Consider the following 23437-nt stretch of genomic DNA (forward strand, 5'->3'; position numbering starts at 1 on the left):
ATATGGAAATTCAGTTTTACAAAGCAGAATGCGGTGATGCGGCTAAAATCAGATTTTTAGGTAACGACCAGAAATTTCACAATATTTTTATCGATTCGGGACATCAAAGAACATTTCGTCCAATTTTATTAGAGGAAATTTTAAATTTAAAAGAAATGGGAGAATATATTGATTTATGGATACTCTCCCATATCCATGACGATCATATCGGCGGGGTTCTTAAATACTTAGATTTAATAAAGTCTGGCGAATTAGAAGATGTTGTTACTCAATGGTACTACAATGTTCCGAGATTTATTACTGTAAACGCACATAAACCAAATAGTAAGATTAGCAATGCATCAAGCATAAATCAAGCAGATATAATTTATGAGTACTTAAAGACAAATAAAAAGCTACCCGAAAAAGATATTACTGCTGACTTACAAACCAGAAACTTATTTGGTTTAATATTAACGCTGTTAACTCCCTCCAGTACAAAATTGAATAAGTTACGGAATAAATATCCAATTGATAGCTCAAATGAATTAGAGCGTCATGAATTAGATTCTGTAAGTGATGCAAAAGCAATCAAAGATAACGATTATTTAATAAGGTTATTAGAATTCGAGATTGAAGATTTCGTAGAAGATAAATCTGTAGAAAATGGCAGTAGTATATCACTTATCACAGAATTTAAGAACCGTAAAATATTGTGGCTGGCTGATTCGCATCCTAACGATGTAATTAAATCATTAGAAAAGTTGGGATATTCTAAAGAAAATCAATTTGAATGCGATTGGGTGAAAGTGTCGCATCACGGCAGCAGTGGAAATAATAACAGTGAACTTTATAGTTTTATCAAATGTAATAATTACCTCTTTAGTGTAAACGGAGAAAACAAATATAATTTACCCGAAAAAAAATGTTTAGCAAGAATTCTACGAAATAAAAATAGATCAAAAGGGTCGGTTTATAATTTTTACTTTACATATGACAACGAATTACTAAGAAGTATTTTTAAAGTTGATGGTACAGAAATTTATAATGAATTGAAATTTAATGTACATTATTTAAAAAATTCAAAATATCTAAAAATAGATATTTCGAAGTAAACTATTTTATGATCATTTTTACGGTAACGCTTAATTTGTTAAATATAAAATTTCTAATTACTAATCTCATCTGATTTGATTAAATTTGATAATATCAAAAAAAAGAATGATGGAACCAAGAAAGAAAGCACAGGATGTCTTCAATGAAACCAATTTTATATTTAATCAAAAAACCACATTTGAAAAAGCCTTTCCTGAAATTGATAAAATTTCAGTTGAAGTCAATGAATCAGGAAAAGGTGTTTATCGTGGTTACGGCCTTTCTGATTATGGAAAACATAACATTGGTGAATTTATAAATTGTAATAATCCTAAATGTTATAATGGAGGCTTCAATATCGGAGATATTATTCGAGGTTTATATTTCAATAAAAAAACGGAAGCAGCAGGAAATGCTTACTGCCAAGGAAAGGAAGGAACTCCAAAAGGAAGAAGGACGTATGGGGATTGTGAAAATGATTTTAACTATTCTATTAAAATTGAATATAAATCACCTGAAATTAATGATGATTTAGATATAAAATAACTTCAGGAGATATCATTTTTTAGCACCATCTTCTTTATTTTTAATAATTTACCGCTCTGGCTATCTTTCCTGTTAACATAGCCAAATTAAATCAAAAGTATTTCAAAATAATATAACTAAATTTACAAAGCTTACCTTGATAGGTCTTAAACACAATTCCATGCGAAGTGTTTAAGTACAAAATTTCAAAATTCAAAAAAAAACATTTAGTTGTTTCTTGCACTTTATAATTTTCATTTTAATAAAAATTATGCGGGTATACCAAACACTTTTAAAAAATTGAACTACACTTTTTTTACTAGGTCCTTAGTAAATAATTTTATAAACCCTTTTAAACACTACCAATAATAGAAATTAAATGCGGAACCTCTTCATCCGCAACAAATATACCATAACTCATCTAGAATTTATTTTGTAAATAGACATTTTAAGTTTTGTGGCAAAATCATGGCACTCCCAATTTTAGGAAACCACAAATCCAGCAAAATAAGGGTTTGCCGTCTTTAGGTTCGAAACTGTATACCCACATCAATTACACAGTTGTACTCAGCGGACTGGTCAGGGAAACCTATCAGATTGTCCTGTTCAAAGATACTGAAGAAATGCTGTCGCTCTATCAGGCAATGGACAGGATGAAAACCCACTACGGATTTGACGCCGTGAGGAGATGCGCATGCGTCTCTTTCAAACCTAACAATAAAGACGAAATTTTAAAACGCAAAAAATAAATCATGTTTCTCAACTGCCACGCCTATCATTCCCTGTGCTGCGGCAACATTCGGCTGGATGATTTTCCCTGTCACAAATGTTCTTTTCGAGAGAATTATTGTTTGCAGCAAAGCAGCTTGATGCAGCAGCTATGCTGCATATCAGTATTTGAAGCATTTACCCGTATGATATTGGATCTGCCTGCTTGTCTGATAGCTATTTTATAACTGGAATTCATTATTCTGTAAAGAAAATTGTACCTCTCCGCTATAATTTTGGTAAGAAAGAATTACACGGCCGCAACGATCCTCCCTGCGGGACAATCTCTTAGCGACAGACGACAGCAAAAAATTAATTTAAAAATATAATGTTATGAAAACAGATACAAAGGAAAATGAGCGTCAGGATGACAAAAATTTCCAAAATACAGCATTAGGCAAGCAGGGACAGCAGAAAACTGCCTCCCCTGACGCCCACCCGTTTACAGAGAATGCCGAACCCGATTATGCAGATGATCTGAGCACGGAAGAGATCGGCAGCAGTTCCGATCAACAAAAACCTTCAGACGCGGAGCAGCAGAAATTAAAAGTCCGCAATTCAGACGTGCAGGACAGTGATAAAGACAGTAATCCATACGATTCAGAAAATCTTGATAATGAATCCGACAGCGGATCCAAAGATATAACCGAGAAGGACATTGAAGAGGATCTTATAAATAATGATCCTTCTGAAGGTTTTGAAACTGACATTGATGCGCCCCAGAGTGATGAAACTCAAAACGGCGGCTTTGAAACCATTGAACCCGATCACGATAATCCCGTAAACAAGGAATTTGAAATTGGGGAACTTGGCAACGAGGAGCTTAAAGAAGATGAACGCGTCCGAGATGAAACAGATAATGGTGCAGTCCACAATTACAGACCATCCCAGCGAAAATTTTAATACTCTTATTTTTTTTCCATATAAAACCGTTACCAATAACGGTTTTTTTTATGTGATTTCCTTTTATAACCGCATCAGACAGCCGGGTACTCCATCCATTTAATAATCTGCCTATTGCCAATCAGCCTATATTGCTGAATTATCACATACATCCTAGCTGCTTAAAATTATATAACAAAGGGCAAAAAAAATGTAAGAACAGGATTTTGAGCGTACTTTATTTTTATTGAGTCAAGTACATTTTAAGCTAACCAAAAAACAAATGTTTATGAAAGCACTATTTTCCAAAGTTGTGATACTATCGGTTTTAATGGCGGCGCTGCACATCAGCTGTGAAGCACTATGCGAAGATGAAAATGATGCCTCGAACCGCAAAGAAAATTATATAATCAAAAACGACTCACTTGCTGTTTCAAAAAATTAATGAATGCAGGAAAGCTTGGCAGCTCTCAGTCGCCTTATAACAGTTTCTGAGTCTGCATTCTTGTATTGCATCCTTTTAATACGTCCTTTCCCCATCAGGATGCGTGCTACAGTGCGCACAGGAATGACCTTTGCATTTAATTGGCTGACAGTAAAAACAATAATAATCTGAAAATAATGTAATTAAACAGATACAGACTGTAATATAGTCCGGCTCTTTCTACCGTAACTTTACTGCTCTTTAAATTACAAGAAAAGAAAAGACTGCAGATAAAGCAGCATTTATTAACTATCTAATTTTAACATTATGATACCACAAGAAAACTACGATACTTACCGTCAGGACGACAGTCTGTATCATATGGGGGAAGAATCCATCCAGTCCGAAACCATGGAACATACCGATCCTGGCGTGAACCAGCATTATAAAGACGAAAGGTCTGCCGACCACCAGCCTACCGAACTGGATCATGACGATGCCGACAGAAGAACTTTAGATGAATCTGAGGCAGATGAAGATGATGAGGATTAAAGATATTACTTTTTCCGAGGATGACCAAAGTATATAAGCCTGCGTAATGTAATCATCTCGCAGGCTTTTTTAATCTATTATTTTACAGGGCGGCAATTAATCTGGCAGCTGGTCAATGCTGACTGGTTCTATCCTTGCCTTAGCATTCATATGGTGCCTGTAGCGGCTTGAAGTTTCATAGGCCAGTTGTCTCACTCGCATAATATTGCCCAGCGGACGGTGATCAGCCAGACTGTGAAACGGATTAAAACTCAACGTGTCGTCTGCATACACACGGCGCTCGGGACTGAAAGTTTGCTGCGGATGAAAAGTAATTTTACCAACAGGCTGATAAGGACTCTGGTCCTCGGGCCACTGCACGGATCCGTCTTCCACGGGCATGATTTCCAAATCGGTGCAGAGCTGTGCGCCGATTTCATATTCCGCTGTAGCAGACTGGAAAAAATCAGCAACAATTTTTGTTAAAAAAGCGTGCTCATCTGCGTCGATAATATCCTTATCAATTTTCTTCCCCGCTAATTCCTTTACATTATCCGAAAGCGGCTTAACATTTATTTTGGCCACATAATCCCCAAAACGCAGTGCTGCCATACTGAAATAAGTATCCCCAAGGATATGCGGTCCCGGTGCGCTCAATTGATTGGTATCATCAGCAAGACCTACTGCGGCAAGTACATTCTGCACCCCGACAGCGGCCTTCTGCGCGATTTCCTGAAAGAGCTCCCCGCTGTCGGCCTGCTTTTCCAGCCCCTCCTGCATCTTGAGGTATTCCTTTATCGTTCCGGTTGGAATGACAGGATAATTTACCATAAGGAAGTCCTGGGTCACGGCGTCTGAGAGTTCTGGCAGCAGCTTTTCTCCTTCCACTCCGATTACTTTTATGGCCATACCCCTGAATGCTGACATTTTATCGGGTACGATGGAGCCCTGCGCCGTTGATAAGCGCACAATTACTGGATAGGTTCTGGCCTTGGCAAACAACCCCTGTGCCAGATGTTCGGGCAGGTTATCATATACCTTAAGCTCGCCTTTCAATACAGCATGGCTTTTGGCATGCGCATCGCGTATGGCATGTCGGTATTTCTCGTACATCAGGCGGTTAACCCTTGCCATCGAATCTATAATTTTCTGGCTGATCTCCTGTTCGTCGGGCTGTATAACTTCGATCGAATCACTGTAAGGAATATACTCTATCATGTATGGTATGTTATTGTTTTTTTAATCTTTTATTTTTTTACAGGAGCAAACACGGCCTGCTGCAGGGAAAACTTTTTTGATGGTACGTTATTACCTTCAGTAAGTTCGCTGAAATTCGCATTCATGATCCAGGTTTCACTGCCCGAAACAGCCGCAGTAGAAGGAAAGGCAAAACGGTCTTCTACAGAAGTGGATTCCGAAACCTCTGCCGTAGTCCAATTATCGATGCTTTTAATCTTGAATATTTTGTTTACTCCTCCATTCTGCACTAGTGTCAAAGTGGAATTGTCATTTAAAAGCATACCGTCTGCGCTTGGAAAGAACTGCTCTATTTTTACCTTTGTCCCGCTATTGGGATTTGAAATCGGCAATTTTATAAGTGCTCCTTTCCCATTGTTTGCTACCAGCAGAAAACCTTCCGGATGATAAACAATTCCATTGGGTCCGACTCCTGCTGTTTTAAGCAGTTCGTTTGTGCTGAATACTGACGCTGTTCCTTTTGCATCCACTTTATACACAGCGTATGCATAACTATCCGTGATATAAGCATTCCCTTCTTTGTCAAAAGCCAGGTCATTAGGAAAATGTTCTCCAGCAATAAACCCGCCCAGATCAATATCATTTAATTTCTTACCTGTTTTAAGGTCAAGGATAAGAAGCCTTGCCATTTTCTTTTTGGTATCAGGCGTGCTGAATTTGCTATAGTTGGCATCGCCTGCACAGACAAAAAGCCTTTTTCCGTCGGGATGCACCTTCAGCCCGTAGGTTGATTTAAGGGTTTTATCGGCATAAAATTCCGAATACCTGCCCTCTTTGGTAACTTTTCCAACGGTACCCAATCTTGCCGAGGATACATAAAACACATTGGCAGCCTTATCGAAAGCCACTCCCTCGGGATAACTTTCAGGCGCTTCAAATTCAATGCGTTTTGTTGGCTGCTGAGCCCACGTTAACTGGGCTGCTAACAGTAGTATAATATATTTTTTCATCTTTATTTTTGTTTGAGTGCATAAATAATACCATTTGCATCATCTGATATATAAACCACATCAGAACCGATCGCCAGTCCTGCGGGTCTGCCGAACCGTTCGCTGCCGATTAAAAATCCCGTTAAGAAATCTTCAGACCCTGTGGGATTGCCCTTGCTGTCAAATTTGATGCGTTCCACTTTGTAACCGCTCGGATTTTGTCTGTTCCATGAGCCGTGCCAGCACACCAGTGCATCTCCTTTATTTTTACCGCTGTCGAAAAATGCAAAAGCAATAGGGGCGCTGTGCGCCGGGAAATCCAGTATAGATGCCTGAGTAGGTTTGACCCAGCCCTCCTTGGTATTGCCCACAGGGTCTTCCCTGCTCTGATCCACTTCCTTCTTGCCGTAGGCGAAAGGAAATCCGTAATTGCCTCCCATAATAATCTTATTTAATTCTTCGGGAGGCCAGTCGTCTCCTTTAGTGTCTCCGCCATTGTCCACACCCCACATTTCTTTGGTCTGAGGCTGCCAGTCAAAACCGATGGTATTTCGAAGCCCTGACGCATAAAGCGTTCTTTTCCAAGTCTGCGGGTCCACCTGCAGCATGGCGGCAGTTTCCTTATCGCTTTCCTTACAGTCGTTGCAGACGCTTCCCACTGAGATATACAATTTGCCGTCAGGCCCGAAATCCATCGTGCGGTTCGCATGCTGCCCGCCGCTCGGCAGATCTTTAATCAGCGTATCGGCGGCCTTGCCCAAAGTTCCATCAGCATTTAATGCATATCTAAGTACTTTGTTGTTATTGCACAGGTACATAAAATCATCTTTGGCCGTAATGCCGTGTACTCCTGGAAAATCAGCTACACGTGTCATATCGTCAAACCTGCCGTCGTTGTTGGTATCGGTCAGCATCAGCACATCTCCCGCATCGCGTCTTGTAACATAGAGCTGGCCTTTTTTGCCGATATACAGCATCCTTGGTTTTCCAAGTCCCATCGCGGCAGGGGTCGCCTGCCAGCCATTTGCCGTTTTAAGGCCCGATGCGAGTGAGGAACTGTACTCAAGATGGGTAGGGAAATTGGTAATGGTCACTTTCTTGGTATCTTCTTTAGGAGGTATGCCTTTCTGGCCGTAGGAAAGCAGCCCCATCACACATAGAAATGCAGTAAACTGGTATTTCGTTTTCATATAGCGTAAATTAATTAGTTATCAATAGCTGCTCAAATACTTTAAAATGAGAATATTAGTCTTGATTTGCATATCCAAAAGTATTACCAATAAATAGTAATCAATTACAAGATATGCTCTAATACTTATAGGATTTACAGCAGATGGGAAAATTCAAGTAGGATTGGAATGGGTAAAATGGGTCTGGCAGGCAGAATTGAGTTCTCAGCGGCAGTACTAGATAGTGAGACAGGACGAAAATTTTTATAAACTAAATTTCCTCGTCGGTTATTGGATGTATTTAATCTTTGATTTAGCAAATTCGTCCAAAATCAGCTGTACAGATCTTTCTACATCTTTTGCGATAAGGGAAGATTCCAAAAGGTAATTGTCGACGTAATCAAAGACAGTCTTTTCTGTTTCGTCCAACTTTCTGATCGGATCTTCCTGATTGGACGAAGCAAAAGTACTTTCGAGATGTATTTTCAAATCGTTTTCAAATTTCTCTAATAAATCTTTCATTTATTCTTGTAATTTTTAAATGTTGCATAATAAAAATAAATATAATATCATATATGAAAAAAAACAGTACTCCAAAACTTGCATCAGCTGGACATCTCTTATAAGTTCTTAATACAAATAATATAAGCTGACTGCAGGCCTGACCTGTAAATTTCACCTTCCTTTCGATGAGCTGTAGATTATATAACCTGCGAGGTACTGTATTTGTATTTATTAACCGGATTACAATACCTGATCTGAACTTTAGGTAATCTGCATACTAGTAACGCTTATAAAAAAGGCCCGTACTCACAGTACAGGCCAACTTTTATATTATTCCTAGGCCTAATCTTCCTCGTTTGCATCAAAATTAATGGTATTATAGGCTGCCTCGGTAAGCAGTGTATCTGCTTCTTTTTCCTCCGCCAATGTTTTCTCCAGCAGCAGTACCGCATCATCTTCGCCAAGTGTAGTAGCAAAAGCTGCCAATGTACCGTATGTTGCAATCTCGTAATGCTCAATTTTCTGAGATGCTGCTATGATTCCTGCGTCACGAACAGGTCCTGCTTCGGTTTCTTCCATAATGCTTTCTCCTTCCTTGATAAGTCCTTCCATTGCGTCGCATTTCTTGGCCGCAGCCTTCTCGCCAATTAAAGAAAAAACCTGCTCCAGTCTTTTAACCTGTTCTTCTGTAACGCTAAGATGATCGTTGATAGCAGTTATCAGGTTCTCGGAAGTCGCATTCTTAGCCATCTTTGGCAAAGCCTTAGTCAGGGCTTTTTCTGCCCAGTAAATATCTTTCAATGAATCTACAAATAGTTCTCTTAGTCCATCGGCAGCAGTCGATTTTGCTTTTACTTTTCCGTCTGTGCTCTTAGATGCAGTTTTTGCAGTATTTCTTGATGCAGTATTTCTTGATGCAGTACTTTTGGATGCCGTACTTTTTGCTTTATCCGCCGTAGTTTTTTTTGCTGTAGTTGCCATAATTTTTTAATTTAATATTATATCCAAATGTACAAAGCCATCAACAGAGAGCCTTACATAATGATCCGTTATATCTTACAGTATTCAAACCTCATAGCAATATAGATCAGCAGGTTACAGACGCGAACTAATACATCGGAAACAAAAGCTGCCAATAATTATTCGAACCTATTACACTTAAAAAACACTAAAGGCTGCTAGTATTTTGAAGAACCAGTTTACTTGAAACCGCCGTCGCGCTTACTATGTGTGAGAAAAACTATAAGAAGCATAAAATGTGGCAGCAAGCACCATGGATGCACGATTTTTTTAAACGTTTAAATTCCAAAAGATAGAAGGATTGTGCACACAAAAAAACCTGCATCCAAACAGGATGCAGGTTTAAATAGAAATATAAATAATCAACCTTGGCAGCTATTTACTGCCTTTACTGTTAGATGTTGAATCTTTGTTTATGGTTGTAGTCCCTTTTTGCGTAGTTCCATCCGAACCAGAACCAGTCGAACCCTCGCCGGTAGCACCAGTTGTTCCATTTGTACTTGTACGGGTCGTATCCGAGTCAGCTCCAATGCTGTCAACAGCTGCCTGCGTTGAATCTGTTTCATCTGCGTATGGATCTGTGCTGGAATTCTGATTGTTTTTACAAGATAGCACCAGGGTAAAGATCAGTGTAAGGAATGAAGTTTTTAATATTGTTTTCATAATGTCCTATTTTAGTTTCAATAACCTCAAAGTTAATATCTTAAAAGTTGAGATCGTTATATCATTAAATGAAGTATTTACAGATTTAGTACTTTAAACAATTAATAACCAGAGCGATAATTATATTTAACGCAATCGGTTTTTAGATATAATAAGCATGACGCGTTGAAGAATTATTTCTATTTCCACGGATCAAGTACTACTTTTACACATCCGTCTTCACGTTTTTTGAAAATATCGTAAGCATGTGAAATCTCACTCAACGGCAGTCTGTGCGTTATAATGTCTTCTAGCTTCACCTTTCCCTGAACCACATATTCTAAAAGTTTATCAATGTGTTTGTGAGCCGGAGCCTGCCCTCCTTTTAGGATTATCCCTTTATCAAAAAACTGTCCTATCGGAAAATTATCATAGTTGACAGGATAAACACCCAAAACAGAAACAATTCCGCTTCTTCTTACGGCGCTCATGCAGGCTTCTAAAACTTTTGTTGATCCTTTTTCGAAATTGATGGTTGCCTTAATACGGTCAGCTAAATTACGGTCCGGTTCAAATCCAACCGCGTCAATGCAGACATCTGCGCCGCGGCCATTTGTAAGAGAACGGATCTGTTCAACAACATCTTTAGGCCCATTCTGCCATAGAATTGTGGTACAGCCCGCTGTAGCTTTAGCTTTATCGAGTCTAAACTGAAGTGTGTCAACTACAATGACCTGCGCCGCGCCTCTAAGCCAGGCGCTTTTGGCCGCCATGATACCAACAGGTCCCGAACCAAATATCGCTACGGTTTCCCCGCCCTTGACTTCCCCCCAGTCCACCCCGGTATAGCCTGTCGGGAATATGTCGGTTAGAAAAAGAAGCTGCTCATCACTTAGATCTTCAGGAACAACTCTGGGTCCGTAATTGGCATATGGTACGCGCACATACTGTGCTTGACCTCCGTCATACCCGCCATAGAGGTCTGTATAACCGAAAAGTGCCCCGCCTTTCTCTGTGAGAATTCCACCCTCAGGACCGTAATGTTCGGGGTTGCTGTGCTCACAGTTGCCCGGAACATCGTGATTGCAGAAAAAACAATTCCCGCAGGCAATCGGGAAAGGAACCACAACTCGGTCCCCTCTTTTCAGGTGGGTGACAGCCGAGCCCGTTTCCTCCACAATACCCATAAATTCATGGCCAAGCACCATGGGAGTTGTTGGCATGGCACCAGAATAAATATGCAGATCCGATCCGCATATTGCCGTGGAAGTAACTTTTAGAATAATATCATCCTGTGCTATGATTTTTGGATCTTCTACCGTATCATATTTAATCGAACCAGGTCCGTGAATAACTGCTGCTTTCATGATGTCCTTTTTAAAATTAAGTGATAGCTAAGTAACTATAATTTAAGGCATTAATTTTACAGGATCATCTTAAATTCTTACAGATAAAACACTGTTGTTCAGGTATGATCTCCGCTCCGCATCACATATTGGCAATAACCTGCAGACAATTTTATGTTAGTGAATGAGCCTAGAGGGTTCGTCATTGGCACGCGCAAGAAAGCCCAATAGGCATAGTATGCTTCCAATTTTCTTTCTACAAGCTTTTTATTTTACTGTCTCCGTTCTTTTTCTGGAGACCAGCTTTGGTCCAAAGCCATTTCAGGAGAGTAATCAATTACTATGACCAATTCTCATCTTTGGAAAATCTTGTAAGAACTAGTACAAATTATGTAAGAAGAAAAATTAATGATATGCCGAAATTTGATATAAACCAATTGGATGATGGATGCCTTTTTTAGAAATTACGGCCTATTAACTTATTTCCTTCTGCTCTCTATAGGAGCGGTTGTGACTGGTTTTGTTCTCTTTAACTGGGAATAATTTTAATGTGCTTCTAAATACAGGCTGAATCTCTCATTCCCTATTCACTGGATATCACTTTTTATAAACTAAAAATGATCAATATGCATACAGTTACACCATGGAGCGCAACTGCCCAGGCAGATATTGAAAATAGTGAAATACTTTTGGAGAAAAAAATTCATTCTTCCACGTATCAATTTTATAATACGGGCGATTCGCTTTGGATTGTTGCTATAATGCCCGGTACTGGGAAAATAGCCTTTCGTGCCGCATTTGCCATGAACAGCTGTTTTGAAGTTACCAATCTTTTTGAAGACCAGGATATTGTAATCGTAGTACTCAATTCCAGACTTGGCAATTATGAGGTCCGTATTGAATTTCCCTCTGCTGAAGCACCAGTTTTGCATTACACCACATCCTTCAATGCTAATATTCCTCTCTTGATGCCATTTTGGCCGAGGGACATAATTCCGCTGACGCAAAGCGGGAATATTGCTAATACTGCCGGAACAATTCACATGGAACAGTTAGGATCCCGCTCCGGACTTCTTTTTGCGAGCATTACAAAACCGCAGACAGGTTCGTTTTTTTATTTTCAAAACCTTACATCACTATCCGAGTATTGTGAAGCTACGGAAACGGAATCCAAAAATACAGTAGGCGGAAGCTGGCCCGAAATCGGGTTTCAACTACCGACCACTGATAAACTGCCTCTTCCGGCGGGAAAAGCCTTCACTATCTCGAATGCCTATGTCGTTTTTCATACTGAGATATTTGATCAGACAACAACAATCTGCGAGCATTTTTTAAATAATCTGGTCACGGTATATAAACTGCTTGAACAGCCGCGGATCGAATATCACAACTGGCCGGAAATCGCTCAGAAAGTGGTTTCAGATTTAACGACTAATAAGGGTTCCTGGACACAAAAGCTAGGACACCCCTATTTAAATGCCTACTTATGCGACTATGAAACGCCGCCCGAAAGTATGGTCCAGCTTGCCGTATTGGCTCCTTTTAAAGAATATGAAAAATGGGGCGGCGAAAAAGAGCCTATCTGCGAAGATTTAATTAAAGGATTACCTGAATTTTATGATGAAAAAATAAACTGCATAAACCGCTGGCTTCCCTCGATGGTTGACAAACTGGATCAGTCCGAAGAGCAGAAAAAAGAAATGGTGATGGATTCCTGGTATCTGCATCATCCATTGATGAATCTGGCCAGACTTGCCTTATGGGGTGATAAAACTTCAGAAAAACTTGTGCTTGACTCGATAGAATATGTTATAAGAACGGCACACCATTTCAATTATGAGTGGCCTGTATTTTATAATATGGAAACCCTTGAGGTCATCAAAAAAGAAACGGCACCGGGCGCTGGAGGAGAAAGGGATGTTCCAGGGGCATACGCGCATTTGATGCTGCTGCTTTTTAAGATAACTAAAGAAAAACGATACTTAAACGAAGCAGAAAAAGCGGCAAAAAAACTGGAAGGACTCGGATTAAACATTCTGTATCAAGCCAATAACACTGCTTTTGCAGCCGGGGCTTTATTGGAATTATACAAAATTACCAATAAAAAACTTTACCTCGATTTAAGTTACAGATGCCTGACGGGATTATTTAAAAATATTCAGCTTTATGACTGCAGATACGGATTTGGTAAAAATTATACCAATTTCTTCTCCATTTTTCCCTTGAATGATGCCCCTTATACCGCCGCATATGAGGAGATGGAAGTCTATGCAGCATTGTCAGAATATATGGTTCAGGCAGAAGATGTTGAGATTCTTCCGGCACTGAGAACACTAATTCCCGAGTTTATAAAATATGCTGTCGGCAGGATTGCCTATTACTATCCCGCTATGCTCCCTTTTGATATGATTTCTGAAGAAGTTAAAACCGGAGAAGTTCAGGCTGATCTGTGGATTCCACTTGAAGATTTATACAACGGCTGGGAGAAAAGCGGCAAGGTCGGTCAGGAAGTCTATGGCGCCGGAATGGCCTTTGGTGTCGTGCCAAGGCAGTACATCAAAATTGGCGATGAGTTTCTACTTTTTGTTGATTATCCCATTATTCATCAAAGTAAAAGGGGAAATACAGTCACCATAAAATTAGATGGTGATAAAGAATTGAACTGCAATTTAAAAATTATAAAAATTAAAAACAGCAGCATTAAAATGGAGGTCTTGCAGGATAAGCAAACACAAAAACCTTTTACAGCAAATGCGAATATACACGAGTATAAAATTTCAGGCCGGGGCACCGTAAAAATTCAGTGGTAATTTTTGATCCTGCAGTTTAAAGGCCCAGAATGTGAAAAATGAACCTAAAGATCTACAGGAAAGAATGATCGCAAGTACGGTTTTTTTTTAGTATGTGCATCTGTACATAGTAACATGGCATAGATAAAACCAGATTTGCGCACCAATTTCATACTATGACACTGTATTACCGTGACATTTCAATTTAGTATGCCGGACAGAATAGATAATAATAACTTAAAAAAAAAAAACACTTATGGAAAAATTAACAAATTACTTTGGACAGAACATCAAGGATAAAAAAATAGTTATAACGGGTGGAACAACCGGAATAGGAAAAGCAATTGCCGATGTCTTGGTTTCTCTTGGCGGGCGCGTACTTATTTTTGGAAGGGATAGGGAAGATTTTGAAAAAGCCGTTGCAGATATAAAAAAGCAGTTCCCGGACAGCGAACTTTACGGTACTCCCGCAGATGTTACCAAAAAGGAGGACATTGACAAAATACTGTCAATAGCAGATACCAAACTCGGTGGAATAGACATCCTTATCAATAATGCGGCCGTTGCAGCCCCGGGACTAACAGGGGAAACTTATGAAGATTACAAATACGCGATCGATACCAACATTACCGGTTATCTTGCCTTTGCTCAGGCAGCTGCTGCACGAATGAAAAAGCACAAATCAGGACATATCATCAATATCGGGTCAATGAGTGCGGAGAGCCGCACGCCTGAAAGCACCATTTATGTAGCCACAAAAACAGCCATTCGCGGATTCAGCACCTCACTTCGCAAGGAACTAAATCCTCTTGGGATCAAGGTTTCCCTTATTGAACCGGGCGCTGTGACAAGTGACATGCAGACCGATCCGAAGAAAGTGCAGCATGAGAAAGTTGAGAAACTGGAGATGCTGGAAGCTTACGATATTGCAATGAGCACTTTGTTTTGTCTCTCGCAGCCAAAAAGATGCGATATCGTCACGATGCAGATCCGTCCGCACCTGCAGATCATTTAATAGAAACGCATTTATTCTGGCTTTTGATAAAGATCCGTAAATATATATTTCATGGATATAGATACAGTTTTTTAATCCGTTCTCAATAATTTCCCCCAATCACCTTGGCACAATCTTTTTGAAATCTTAAATTTGGCAAAATCAAGTTTAAATAAATATGGTTTCGAATATTTCCAGATTTGGAGTTGCCTTCAATTTTGCCACAAAAAGTTAAATCGGTTTTTAAAGATATTTCACCGGTCTAAGTTTTGTGGCAAAATCGTGGCGCATTGCCTTTCCATAAAATAGGAATCCAGGAAAATCAATTGCTAAAAAGCTTAGGTCGAAACTTATACAAATATTTACAAGGCAGTGGCTAAGCTGGAAAAAATTAAAAAGCCTGCAGAAATTATATTTCTGCAGGCTTTTTGAATTAATAATAACCATTTATTTTAATTAAGAACCTACTTTGCTGGCGGCGGAGTCATAGTTTTAGAGGTATCGGTCCCAACAGTATCGGCTGGAACCGTACTGATGGTATCAGCCACAACAGCAGAGCTGTCTGCATAAGTATCATTGGTTTCAGCAGGAACTGTCTCATTTTTTTTACACGAAATGGAAAGCCCTGCAAGCACCAGCAGAACTGCAAACCCAGATTTAAAATTGATTTTCATAACAATATATTTTTTTAGTTTGAAATCCCAAGTTAAAAGAAAACCTGCTTATATTCTTACATAATTTCAGTGTTTTATTACAAAACTTTATGGTAAAATCTAAAAATTAGCAAGTTTTTTTTAAATAGACGCCGTTACACTATTACTGAAACCAGCAGCACGGCAATAAAGAATACTATTGAAATGACCATTGCGTTTATTATAGCTCCTTTTCTCTTCTGTGATTGCTGTGCACGGTCGATGATGTGCTTTTTATTGCTTTTAAATAGTTTCATTACGCTGTGATTTTATAATTTTAAAGAAAACGTAAAAATACTGCACCATGATTTAAAAAGCTTACAGCTTTAAAATCAGGTTTTTCATAATTGGAACATCCTGCATTCCTGTTTTATAAAATAGCCAGCTGGGAAAGAAAGCCCTATTTTTTTTTGACAGAATGCTTACATAATTAAAAATCAATAAATTAAATCCTTCCGTATGTGCAGAAAAAGATCCTTGTTTCAATGAAAGGCCGAAAATTGAAAACAAAATATTTAATCGGCTCTAAACTTGCTGTTTCTGCAGAGCATCAGAACAAGTGTCACCACAATACACGAAGCGCTTCCTTCAAATAAAAGGCAAAGGATATAGATGGGAACCGAAGGTTCCGCTCCGAACATAAAGGTCTGGGACAAGGATTCAACGTAATGGTCGCCTCCCCGGGCATAACTGTAGATCATAAGTGCAGCAAGACTAAGCACTACGCCTATAAACGAAGTAATCATGGCTGATACCGCATTAAAAAGAAAATTATTCTGTCCTTGGGCAAGGTTAATGTTTAAAATCCTGTTTACGCCGTAAAATATAAAAAACACATTCAATAAACGCAGATAAAATACATGGGAGAGATTCAAAAACTCCATGAGTAAAAAGAAAAGCGCAACTCCTGCAAAAATGATCAGGCCGCTGCTTAATTCCTTAGGAACAGTGGATGAGTATGCTGTTTTCATAATAATTAAATTTTATTCGTATAAACTTCAAATTTAACACAGCTTTTCCCCGCTGCGTTATAAAATTAAAATACAGCTCTTACAAAATACACAGTACTAAATCACTGATAATCCAATAATTGCAATTGAAATAAATACAATACTAAAATAAAAAAAATGAAAGAATTGCAGTTTTCTGATTTTCTCTGATGCGCATAAAGTTTACAGCGCACGTCCGCCGACAAAAAAAGCCCCTCAAAATTCAAGGAGCTTTCTGGCAGCCGGCGGGTGCCTGAAATGGTATGCGGTAACTAACTAAATCATTGTACAGAACCTTCAGACGAACCCCGCCGGTCCCCTGTTTTTTTTCTGACTGATTAAATTGCTGTTTACCTTTACCAGTATATAGCAAATTTACCAAAACCTAAGGCAGATCACTTACAGTATATCCTTTTAGAATTACAGCTTTTTAAGGCTTAAACCCATTCTTTTGACAATTTGATTTAATCATTCTCCGGATCTGGCGGCGTACAAATGGTATTTATACGTCCTTTTTATAAAAAAAAAAGCAGCACGCTTTGGCCTTAACGATATAAAACCAAATCATTCTGGCAAAAAAGTACAGGTCAAATACGGGCAAACAGCTGGGCTCCAGAATAGTGAAAAACCTGATCGAAAACAGAAGCCCGGCGGGCTGTAAAAGCAATGCCGGCCTTGTCTGATATATGGTTTTGGATTATTTTTGCAGCATGAATTACGAAGATATAAAAAGACATTTTGAAGCGTTTCCTCCTCCCCTTGAGGTGGAATGGAAGCCCTGGGCAAAGATTACAGATACGCAGCTTTTTTTGAAGAGCTGCTACATCGGCATACGCAATTTCAACGGTCCTGTAGAGAGATGCCCGGCCTGGTGGCATCTCAAGGATTTTTACCTGCACATCAAACGCACCATGCCCAGTCAAGGGAGCCCTGAAAAAGAAACTGCCCCTGAATAATAAAGCCCTGTCCTGTAAGATCTTGTCTGATTAAAGATCCGCAAGCATTCAGATCCCTCATCATTATTTTTATCTTTAGCAGGCTGGAAGTTTTTTTTCCATCTCTTTTCTTAAGCTCTTAAGGTCCCTGTCCAAAATCCCTTTTAAAAGATCTTTTAATTCCATAAAGGTAGGCGGTTTTACGGCATAATAATCCGCCCCGAGATTATAGGCGGTCCGGATATGCATCGCACTGCTGCTGGTGGACAGCATGATAATCTTTATATTTTTGAAATCGCTGCCGCCGTTTCGAATTTCTTTAAGGCATTCAAATCCGTTTTTTCGGGGCATATTGATATCCAGAAATATCGTTTCAGGAAGATGCTTCGCCTTTTCAAGGGTTTCCAGCAGTTCGCAGCCGTCTGCCGTCTGCACTACCAAAATGGGCAGGTTTAATTCTTCGACTGCATCAGCAAACAGCAGTCTGTCATCTTCGTCATCTTCAGCAAGATAAATAATCTTCTCCCAATTCTGCTTTTGTGGCATAGCTTTTAAATTTATAGTGCGGCAGGTAAAAATAGATCTGAAAGCCGCAGTGGTTAAAAAAACTTAGGTCTTAGACTATTGAAAATAGAATTACATTTTTTGGTGGTAACTGTAAAGATAATTCTTTTTTTCTAAAAGAAAAAACTTTCAAAAAAAGATGATTCCTGTGGGCTGAAATGCCTGTTTGGAAAAATCCAAATATGCTGGCGGCGGCGGTTTAAAAAAATCCAAAATAAAGACCTGCCGTAAATTCTGAATAAAGTCTTTCTGCTTAATTGCAGCATAATCCAGACCGCCCGTAAAATCAGTATTTTGATTTTTTGTTATTATTTAGAACATAATATTTTTAAAAATTGTTATCATCTGTGCTAATTTTGACAGGTATAAATGATAAAGATTATGAACCGGGCTATTGTACACATTGACATGAACACCTTTTTCGTCTCCTGCGAAAGGCTTACTAATTCAGAGCTTACTGGGATTCCGCTGATTATCGGCGGGGGCGAGCGGGGCGTTGTGGCTTCCTGCTCCTATGAGGCGCGCCGTTTCGGGGTGCGTTCGGCAATGCCCATCCAGATGGCGCTCAGGTTATGTCCGCAGGCCAAGGTTATGAAAGGCGATATGGAACTCTATTCAAGGCTCTCCCATGACGTTACCGAAATCATTCAGGAGAAAGCCCCTGTGGTGGAAAAGGCCTCTATTGATGAATTTTATCTTGACATCACCGGAATGGACAGATTCTACGGAAGCTACAAGTGGACCGATGAGCTGGCGCAGCGCATCACAAAGGAAACCGGCCTTCCCCTCACCTTTGCCCTTTCCATCAATAAAACGGTATCGAAGATCGGAACAGGTGAAGGAAAACAGAAACAGAACCTGGAGATCCCGGAGCATCTGGTGCAGTCTTTTTTAAACCCGCTCTCAGTGCGGAAAATACCGATGGTGGGCGATAAAACCTTCCAGCTCTTATCCCGAATCGGCATACGTACCATTAAGACCCTTTCTGAAATGCCAGCCGAAGCGCTCCAGCGCATGATCGGCCAGAACGGCATTGAACTCTGGAAAAAAGCCAATGGCATTGACAACAACCCCGTGGAACCGTATACCGAAAGAAAGTCGATTTCCACCGAGCATACTTTTTCACAGGATACCATCGACATGGATAAACTGGGAAGGGTTATCCTTGGTATGGTCGAGAAGCTTTCGTATCAGCTGCGCTCCGAGCAGTGGCTCACCTCAACGGTTACGGTCAAGATCCGGTATGCCAACTTTGATACAGAAACAAAGCAGTGCAGGGTGCAGTATACCTCAGCAGATCATATCCTGACCCAGACCGCAATGGATCTTTTTGGCAGGCTCTACCAGCGCCGGATGCGCCTGCGCTTGATTGGGGTGCGTTTCAGCGGACTGGTGCGGGGAACCTATCAGATCGACCTGTTTAACGATACCCAGGAAATGCTGGCGCTCTACCAGGCTATGGACCGGATGAAAAACCGTTACGGTTTTGATGCGGTGATGCGCTGCGCCGGTGCTTCCTTTAAGCCCAATACCAAAGACGAAATCTTAAAACGTAAAAAATAAATCATGTATCTCAACTGCCACTGCTTCCACTCCCTGCGTTATGGCACCATACCGCTCGAAGATCTGATATCCAAGGCAGCCGCCTTGGGTGTCAGGGCTATGGCACTCACTGATATTAATACCGTAACAGGGATTTATGACTTTGTAAAGGGATGCCGGGCTGTGAATATAAAGCCTATTGTCGGAATAGAATTCCGCTCAGAGAATCAGCTGCGCTATATCGGGCTGGCAAAAAATGCGGCGGGCCTTGCTGAGATGAACCGCTTTCTGACCCGGCATAATTTTGAAAATGCCCCGCTTCCTTTGTCCGCTCCGGACTTTGAAAATGTTTTTGTGGTTTATCCTCTGGAGAATGTGCCCGCAGTTTTAAAAGAACATGAGTTTATCGGGATTCGTCCTGAACAGACCCCTGTACTGATTCTCAGTGACTGGAAGAACCAAATAGACAAGATGGTCGTGCTCCAGCCAGTTACCTTCCGCACCAAAACGGAATACAAGCTGCATAAAATACTGCGGGCCGTTGACCTGAATGTAATTCTTTCACGACTCGGCAATACCGATTACTGCAGGAAGACAGAAGTAATGGTGGATCTGGGCAGGATCCTGAAATGTTATGAAGGATACCCGCAGATCATTTCCAATACGGAAAAAATAATAGCGGACTGCCATTTTGAATTTGATTTCAAAACGCCGAAAAACAAGAAATACTACACCAATAACAAAAAGGACGACTTGCAGCTGCTCAGCACCCTCGCCCAGCAGGGGCTCGAATGGCGTTATGGGCAGCATAATGCAGAGGCAAAATCAAGGATGTTCCGCGAGCTTAAGGTAATAGACCAGCTGGAATTCAGCGGCTATTTTTTAATTACCTGGGATATCATCCGTTTCAGCAATTCTCAGGGGTTTCTGCATATTGGGCGAGGCAGCGGTGCCAACAGCATCATCGCCTACTGTCTCGGAATTACCGATATATGTCCTTTGGAACTGGATCTGTATTTTGAGCGTTTTTTGAACCTGAACCGCAAAAGTCCTCCCGATTTTGACATTGACTGGAGCTGGAAGGAACGTGACATAATTCTGGAATACATTTTCTCCCGTTACGGATATGACCATGTGGCATTCTGCGGCACCAATGTAGAATTCAAATATCGTTCTATATTCCGTGAAGTAGGCAAGGTTTTCGGGCTTCCAAAAGAAGAACTCGATGCGCTTGCCAAAAACCCGATGACCCTGCACCCTGCAAATGAAGTGGTCCGTGAAGTACAGCAGTACGGCATGATGCTGGAGAAATACCCCAACCAGAGAAGCATGCATTCCTGCGGCATCCTGATTTCCGAAGAGCCCATCACCAACTATTCCGTACTGGAAATGCCTCCCAAGGGCTTTCCCATAGTGCTTTTTGACATGCATACCGCCGAAGATATCGGGCTTGAAAAGTTTGATATCCTGAGCCAGCGCGGGATCGGCCATATTGATGACAGCGTAAAACTGATTGAGAAAAATCGCGGCATAAGGCTCAATATTCGTGACACCACGATTTCAAAAGATGAAGCCAGCTGCAACAGCTTTCTTGCAATGGGAAAAACCATAGGCTGCTTTTATATCGAGAGCCCTGCCATGAGAGGGCTGCTGCGGCGTCTGAAATGTGACAATTATAAAACCCTTGTGGCGGCCTCCTCCATCATACGCCCGGGGGTCGCGCAATCGGGAATGATGAAGGAATATATCTTCAGGCACAATCATCCCGACAGGTTTGAATACTTCCATCCAGTGTTCGAGCAGCAGCTCGGGGAAACCTACGGCATTATGGTATATCAGGAAGATGTCATTAAAATTGCCCTGCATTACGGCGGGCTTCCTGCAGCCGACGGGGATATTCTGCGCCGTGCCATGTCTGGAAAAGGACGCTCCAAAGCCGCATTGCAGAAAGTAAAAGACAATTTTTTTGCATCCTGCGCGGCCCAGGGGCACCCCTTGGCGCTCAGCCAGGAAATATACCGCCAGATCGAGTCCTTTGCAGGCTATTCGTTCTGCAAGGCACACTCAGCCTCCTATGCCGTGGAAAGCTACCAGAGCCTGTATCTGAAAGTGCATTATCCAATCGAATTTATGGTGGCGGTAATCAACAATCAGGGCGGTTTCTACCGCACCGAAGTGTATGTCCACGAAGCAAAGATGTCAGGGGCGGCAGTGCACAATCCCTGCGTGAACAAAAGCCAGTTGGAAACCACTTTGTATGGTTCTGATGTCTATCTGGGGTTCATGCACCTGCAGAGCCTTGAATCCAAAACAGCTGTTTTGATCCAGCAGGAACGGGAAAAAAACGGGCTTTACAAATCATTGGAAGATTTTATCAACCGCATACCCATTGGAATTGAAGCCATACAGATTCTGATTTTCATCGGCGCATTCCGGTTCACCGGGAAAACAAAAAACCAGCTGCTGGTCATTGCCCGTCTAATTCTGGTAAACTTCAATCCCGAGAACCGCGCACCAATGCTGCTTCAGGAGCCTGTAAAGGAATTTGTTCTTCCCCAGCTGGAACGTTCTGCTTTTGAAGATGCCTTTGATGAGATTGAACTGCTGGGCTTTCCGGTCTCCTGTTCCCCTTTTGATCTGCTTCAGACTCCTTTCAGGGGCAGTGTCATGGCAAAAGACCTTTTGGACCATCATAAAAAACAGGTCCGAATGCTGGCTTATCTGATCTCCCGCAAGCATGTGCCCACAAAGATGGGCGCTATGTATTTCGGCACCTGGATAGATGCTGAAGGGCAGCTTTTTGATACGGCGCATTTTACCGACAGCCTGGCCATGTATCCTTTTCAGGGAGGAGGATGCTACCTGCTGCTGGGCAGTGTGGAAGTGGATTACCATTTCCCCACCATAACGGTTACCAAGATGGCTAAAATGCCCTTTATACCAGATCCGCGCTATGAACAGGAGAACGACTGGAAATACAGGGCGCAGCAGAGAATACGCGAAGATGTGAGCATGACCCATCGCGCTCCCTATCCGCAGGAACATGAAATCAATATTCCAAGGCTAAAAATGAGCAATTAACAGGCTTCTTCGGCTTTAGGCTTTAAGCCTGCACTGAGTATGAACTAAAAAAATAAAGAAAATGATGCTTTTTGATGACACCGAAATTTTTTCATCAGGTAACGGCGGCAGGAGAATATTTGACGTCCCTGATGCCGACCTGCTGCTGATTGATAATTTCTTCAGCAAAACCGAATCCGATCATTATTACAATGTTTTATACCACGGCACACCGTGGAGGGAATATGAAATGCCCATGTATGACAAAGTGGTGACGGCTCCCCGCATGATCTCGTGGTACGGGGACAGCAGCAGGCCTGAACGTAAATCAAATCCGGATTGGCCTTTGGAACTGCTCCAGATCAGGGAGCGCGTGGAAAAGGAAACCCGCATAAACTTTAACGGCGTACTGCTCAATTTGTACAGAAATGGCACCGATGGTGTGGGATGGCACAGCGACAAGACCTCATCGAGCAATAAGAATATGAACATCGCTTCTGTGACTTTCGGAGAAACGCGTCTGTTCCGACTGCGTCATAAAGTGCTCAAAAATATGGCGCCAATCGAAATTCCACTGCACCACGGAACCTTTCTTCTCATGGCAGGCAGCACCAATACCTACTGGGAGCATCAGGTGCCTAAGACGGCCCGTCCCGTACTGCCCAGAATCAACCTTACCTTTCGTCAGGTCAGGGAAATATAAAATAACGACTCCTTTCTAACCGACTGAAAACCATAGCAATCCTATAATAATAGGGGATTAAAATATAACAGCTTTATTTTTCTGTCATGTTAACTTTG

At 41.1% G+C, this 23437-nt stretch carries 21 protein-coding genes; 11 read left to right on the forward strand and 10 right to left on the reverse strand.

The genetic code is table 11. The features are described 5' to 3' along the window. The first annotated feature begins 2 nt into the window (after positions 1–2). The 5 genes from GSY47_RS11030 (at position 3) to GSY47_RS11050 (ending at position 4225) form a co-directional block, all read left to right on the forward strand. The gene (locus GSY47_RS11030) at positions 3–1094 is read left to right on the forward strand and encodes an MBL fold metallo-hydrolase (protein ID WP_219071271.1); all 1092 of its coding nucleotides are present in this window, start codon (positions 3–5) and stop codon (positions 1092–1094) included. 109 nt (positions 1095–1203) lie between these two features. Further along, positions 1204–1620 (forward strand): hypothetical protein, encoded by a 417-nt coding sequence (locus GSY47_RS11035; protein WP_219071272.1) that lies wholly within the window; start codon positions 1204–1206, stop codon positions 1618–1620. A gap of 1080 nt (positions 1621–2700) precedes the next feature. Continuing rightward, entirely contained in the window at positions 2701–3270 is a 570-nt protein-coding gene (locus GSY47_RS11040) for a hypothetical protein (RefSeq protein WP_219071273.1), read from the forward strand. A gap of 268 nt (positions 3271–3538) precedes the next feature. After that, on the forward strand, positions 3539–3694 hold the full coding sequence (locus tag GSY47_RS11045; protein ID WP_219071274.1) for a hypothetical protein: 156 nt from the start codon (positions 3539–3541) through the stop codon (positions 3692–3694). Positions 3695–4000: 306 nt separating this feature from the next. Further along, entirely contained in the window at positions 4001–4225 is a 225-nt protein-coding gene (locus GSY47_RS11050; RefSeq protein WP_012024726.1) for a hypothetical protein, read from the forward strand. A gap of 96 nt (positions 4226–4321) precedes the next feature. Here GSY47_RS11050 and GSY47_RS11055 read toward each other — a convergent pair whose 3' ends face one another. The 7 genes from GSY47_RS11055 to GSY47_RS11085 form a co-directional block, all read right to left on the reverse strand. Further along, positions 4322–5422 carry a catalase family protein gene (locus GSY47_RS11055; protein WP_219071275.1) on the reverse strand — a complete coding sequence of 367 codons (1101 nt, stop codon included), beginning with the start codon at positions 5420–5422 and terminating at the stop codon, positions 4322–4324. Between the two features lie 29 nt (positions 5423–5451). After that, positions 5452–6411 carry a beta-propeller domain-containing protein gene (locus GSY47_RS11060; protein WP_219071276.1) on the reverse strand — a complete coding sequence of 320 codons (960 nt, stop codon included), beginning with the start codon at positions 6409–6411 and terminating at the stop codon, positions 5452–5454. 2 nt (positions 6412–6413) lie between these two features. After that, positions 6414–7580, reverse strand: coding sequence for a PQQ-dependent sugar dehydrogenase (locus GSY47_RS11065; RefSeq protein WP_219071277.1), 1167 nt, complete (start codon positions 7578–7580; stop codon positions 6414–6416). A 267-nt stretch (positions 7581–7847) separates the two neighbouring features. Further along, complete coding sequence (locus GSY47_RS11070; RefSeq protein ID WP_149207790.1) at positions 7848–8081, reverse strand: hypothetical protein; 234 nt, start codon at positions 8079–8081, stop codon at positions 7848–7850. Positions 8082–8405: 324 nt separating this feature from the next. Then, the gene (locus tag GSY47_RS11075) at positions 8406–9044 is read right to left on the reverse strand and encodes a YciE/YciF ferroxidase family protein (protein WP_149207791.1); all 639 of its coding nucleotides are present in this window, start codon (positions 9042–9044) and stop codon (positions 8406–8408) included. Positions 9045–9458: 414 nt separating this feature from the next. Further along, positions 9459–9746 (reverse strand): hypothetical protein, encoded by a 288-nt coding sequence (locus tag GSY47_RS11080; protein WP_219071278.1) that lies wholly within the window; start codon positions 9744–9746, stop codon positions 9459–9461. A 179-nt stretch (positions 9747–9925) separates the two neighbouring features. Then, positions 9926–11092 carry a zinc-dependent alcohol dehydrogenase gene (locus GSY47_RS11085; protein ID WP_219071279.1) on the reverse strand — a complete coding sequence of 389 codons (1167 nt, stop codon included), beginning with the start codon at positions 11090–11092 and terminating at the stop codon, positions 9926–9928. Positions 11093–11697: 605 nt separating this feature from the next. Between GSY47_RS11085 and GSY47_RS11090 the strand changes: the two genes are divergently transcribed. Both GSY47_RS11090 and GSY47_RS11095 read left to right on the forward strand, forming a co-directional pair. Then, the gene (locus GSY47_RS11090; RefSeq protein WP_223704598.1) at positions 11698–13881 is read left to right on the forward strand and encodes a hypothetical protein; all 2184 of its coding nucleotides are present in this window, start codon (positions 11698–11700) and stop codon (positions 13879–13881) included. Between the two features lie 235 nt (positions 13882–14116). Then, positions 14117–14875: an SDR family oxidoreductase gene (locus tag GSY47_RS11095; protein WP_219071280.1), complete on the forward strand. Its 759-nt coding sequence runs from the start codon at positions 14117–14119 to the stop codon at positions 14873–14875. 443 nt (positions 14876–15318) lie between these two features. On the opposite strand, the gene GSY47_RS11100 is transcribed toward GSY47_RS11095, so the two are convergent. Both GSY47_RS11100 and GSY47_RS11105 read right to left on the reverse strand, forming a co-directional pair. Beyond that, a complete protein-coding gene (locus tag GSY47_RS11100; protein ID WP_044047735.1) occupies positions 15319–15528 on the reverse strand; it encodes a hypothetical protein in 210 nt (69 codons plus the stop codon). 533 nt (positions 15529–16061) lie between these two features. Next, entirely contained in the window at positions 16062–16517 is a 456-nt protein-coding gene (locus GSY47_RS11105; RefSeq protein WP_219071281.1) for a hypothetical protein, read from the reverse strand. 728 nt (positions 16518–17245) lie between these two features. Between GSY47_RS11105 and GSY47_RS11110 the strand changes: the two genes are divergently transcribed. Then, a complete protein-coding gene (locus GSY47_RS11110) occupies positions 17246–17491 on the forward strand; it encodes a DUF6965 family protein (RefSeq protein WP_219071282.1) in 246 nt (81 codons plus the stop codon). Between the two features lie 75 nt (positions 17492–17566). Here the strand turns inward: GSY47_RS11110 and GSY47_RS11115 are convergent, their stop codons facing one another. Further along, the gene (locus GSY47_RS11115; RefSeq protein WP_149207797.1) at positions 17567–18016 is read right to left on the reverse strand and encodes a response regulator; all 450 of its coding nucleotides are present in this window, start codon (positions 18014–18016) and stop codon (positions 17567–17569) included. A 399-nt stretch (positions 18017–18415) separates the two neighbouring features. Here GSY47_RS11115 and dinB point away from each other — a divergent pair, with 399 nt between their 5' ends. The 3 genes from dinB (at position 18416) to GSY47_RS11130 (ending at position 23339) form a co-directional block, all read left to right on the forward strand. Next, positions 18416–19597, forward strand: coding sequence for a DNA polymerase IV (gene dinB, locus GSY47_RS11120; protein WP_219071283.1), 1182 nt, complete (start codon positions 18416–18418; stop codon positions 19595–19597). A 3-nt stretch (positions 19598–19600) separates the two neighbouring features. Next, positions 19601–22657: a DNA polymerase III subunit alpha gene (locus GSY47_RS11125; protein ID WP_219071284.1), complete on the forward strand. Its 3057-nt coding sequence runs from the start codon at positions 19601–19603 to the stop codon at positions 22655–22657. Between the two features lie 61 nt (positions 22658–22718). Next, on the forward strand, positions 22719–23339 hold the full coding sequence (locus tag GSY47_RS11130; RefSeq protein ID WP_219071285.1) for an alpha-ketoglutarate-dependent dioxygenase AlkB family protein: 621 nt from the start codon (positions 22719–22721) through the stop codon (positions 23337–23339). Positions 23340–23437: the final 98 nt, after the last annotated feature.

This window comes from Flavobacterium quisquiliarum, from assembly GCF_019308285.1.
GTDB lineage: Bacteria > Bacteroidota > Bacteroidia > Flavobacteriales > Flavobacteriaceae > Flavobacterium > Flavobacterium quisquiliarum.

Coding starts and splice junctions, on each gene's coding strand:
- GSY47_RS11030 (WP_219071271.1), top strand. CDS start 3: ATGGAAATTCAGTTTTACAAAGCAGAATGCGGTGATGCGGCTAAAATC.
- GSY47_RS11035 (WP_219071272.1), top strand. CDS start 1,204: ATGGAACCAAGAAAGAAAGCACAGGATGTCTTCAATGAAACCAATTTT.
- GSY47_RS11040 (WP_219071273.1), top strand. CDS start 2,701: ATGAAAACAGATACAAAGGAAAATGAGCGTCAGGATGACAAAAATTTC.
- GSY47_RS11045 (WP_219071274.1), top strand. CDS start 3,539: ATGAAAGCACTATTTTCCAAAGTTGTGATACTATCGGTTTTAATGGCG.
- GSY47_RS11050 (WP_012024726.1), top strand. CDS start 4,001: ATGATACCACAAGAAAACTACGATACTTACCGTCAGGACGACAGTCTG.
- GSY47_RS11055 (WP_219071275.1), bottom strand. CDS start 5,422: ATGATAGAGTATATTCCTTACAGTGATTCGATCGAAGTTATACAGCCC.
- GSY47_RS11060 (WP_219071276.1), bottom strand. CDS start 6,411: ATGAAAAAATATATTATACTACTGTTAGCAGCCCAGTTAACGTGGGCT.
- GSY47_RS11065 (WP_219071277.1), bottom strand. CDS start 7,580: ATGAAAACGAAATACCAGTTTACTGCATTTCTATGTGTGATGGGGCTG.
- GSY47_RS11070 (WP_149207790.1), bottom strand. CDS start 8,081: ATGAAAGATTTATTAGAGAAATTTGAAAACGATTTGAAAATACATCTC.
- GSY47_RS11075 (WP_149207791.1), bottom strand. CDS start 9,044: ATGGCAACTACAGCAAAAAAAACTACGGCGGATAAAGCAAAAAGTACG.
- GSY47_RS11080 (WP_219071278.1), bottom strand. CDS start 9,746: ATGAAAACAATATTAAAAACTTCATTCCTTACACTGATCTTTACCCTG.
- GSY47_RS11085 (WP_219071279.1), bottom strand. CDS start 11,092: ATGAAAGCAGCAGTTATTCACGGACCTGGTTCGATTAAATATGATACG.
- GSY47_RS11090 (WP_223704598.1), top strand. CDS start 11,698: ATGCATACAGTTACACCATGGAGCGCAACTGCCCAGGCAGATATTGAA.
- GSY47_RS11095 (WP_219071280.1), top strand. CDS start 14,117: ATGGAAAAATTAACAAATTACTTTGGACAGAACATCAAGGATAAAAAA.
- GSY47_RS11100 (WP_044047735.1), bottom strand. CDS start 15,528: ATGAAAATCAATTTTAAATCTGGGTTTGCAGTTCTGCTGGTGCTTGCA.
- GSY47_RS11105 (WP_219071281.1), bottom strand. CDS start 16,517: ATGAAAACAGCATACTCATCCACTGTTCCTAAGGAATTAAGCAGCGGC.
- GSY47_RS11110 (WP_219071282.1), top strand. CDS start 17,246: ATGAATTACGAAGATATAAAAAGACATTTTGAAGCGTTTCCTCCTCCC.
- GSY47_RS11115 (WP_149207797.1), bottom strand. CDS start 18,016: ATGCCACAAAAGCAGAATTGGGAGAAGATTATTTATCTTGCTGAAGAT.
- dinB (WP_219071283.1), top strand. CDS start 18,416: ATGAACCGGGCTATTGTACACATTGACATGAACACCTTTTTCGTCTCC.
- GSY47_RS11125 (WP_219071284.1), top strand. CDS start 19,601: ATGTATCTCAACTGCCACTGCTTCCACTCCCTGCGTTATGGCACCATA.
- GSY47_RS11130 (WP_219071285.1), top strand. CDS start 22,719: ATGATGCTTTTTGATGACACCGAAATTTTTTCATCAGGTAACGGCGGC.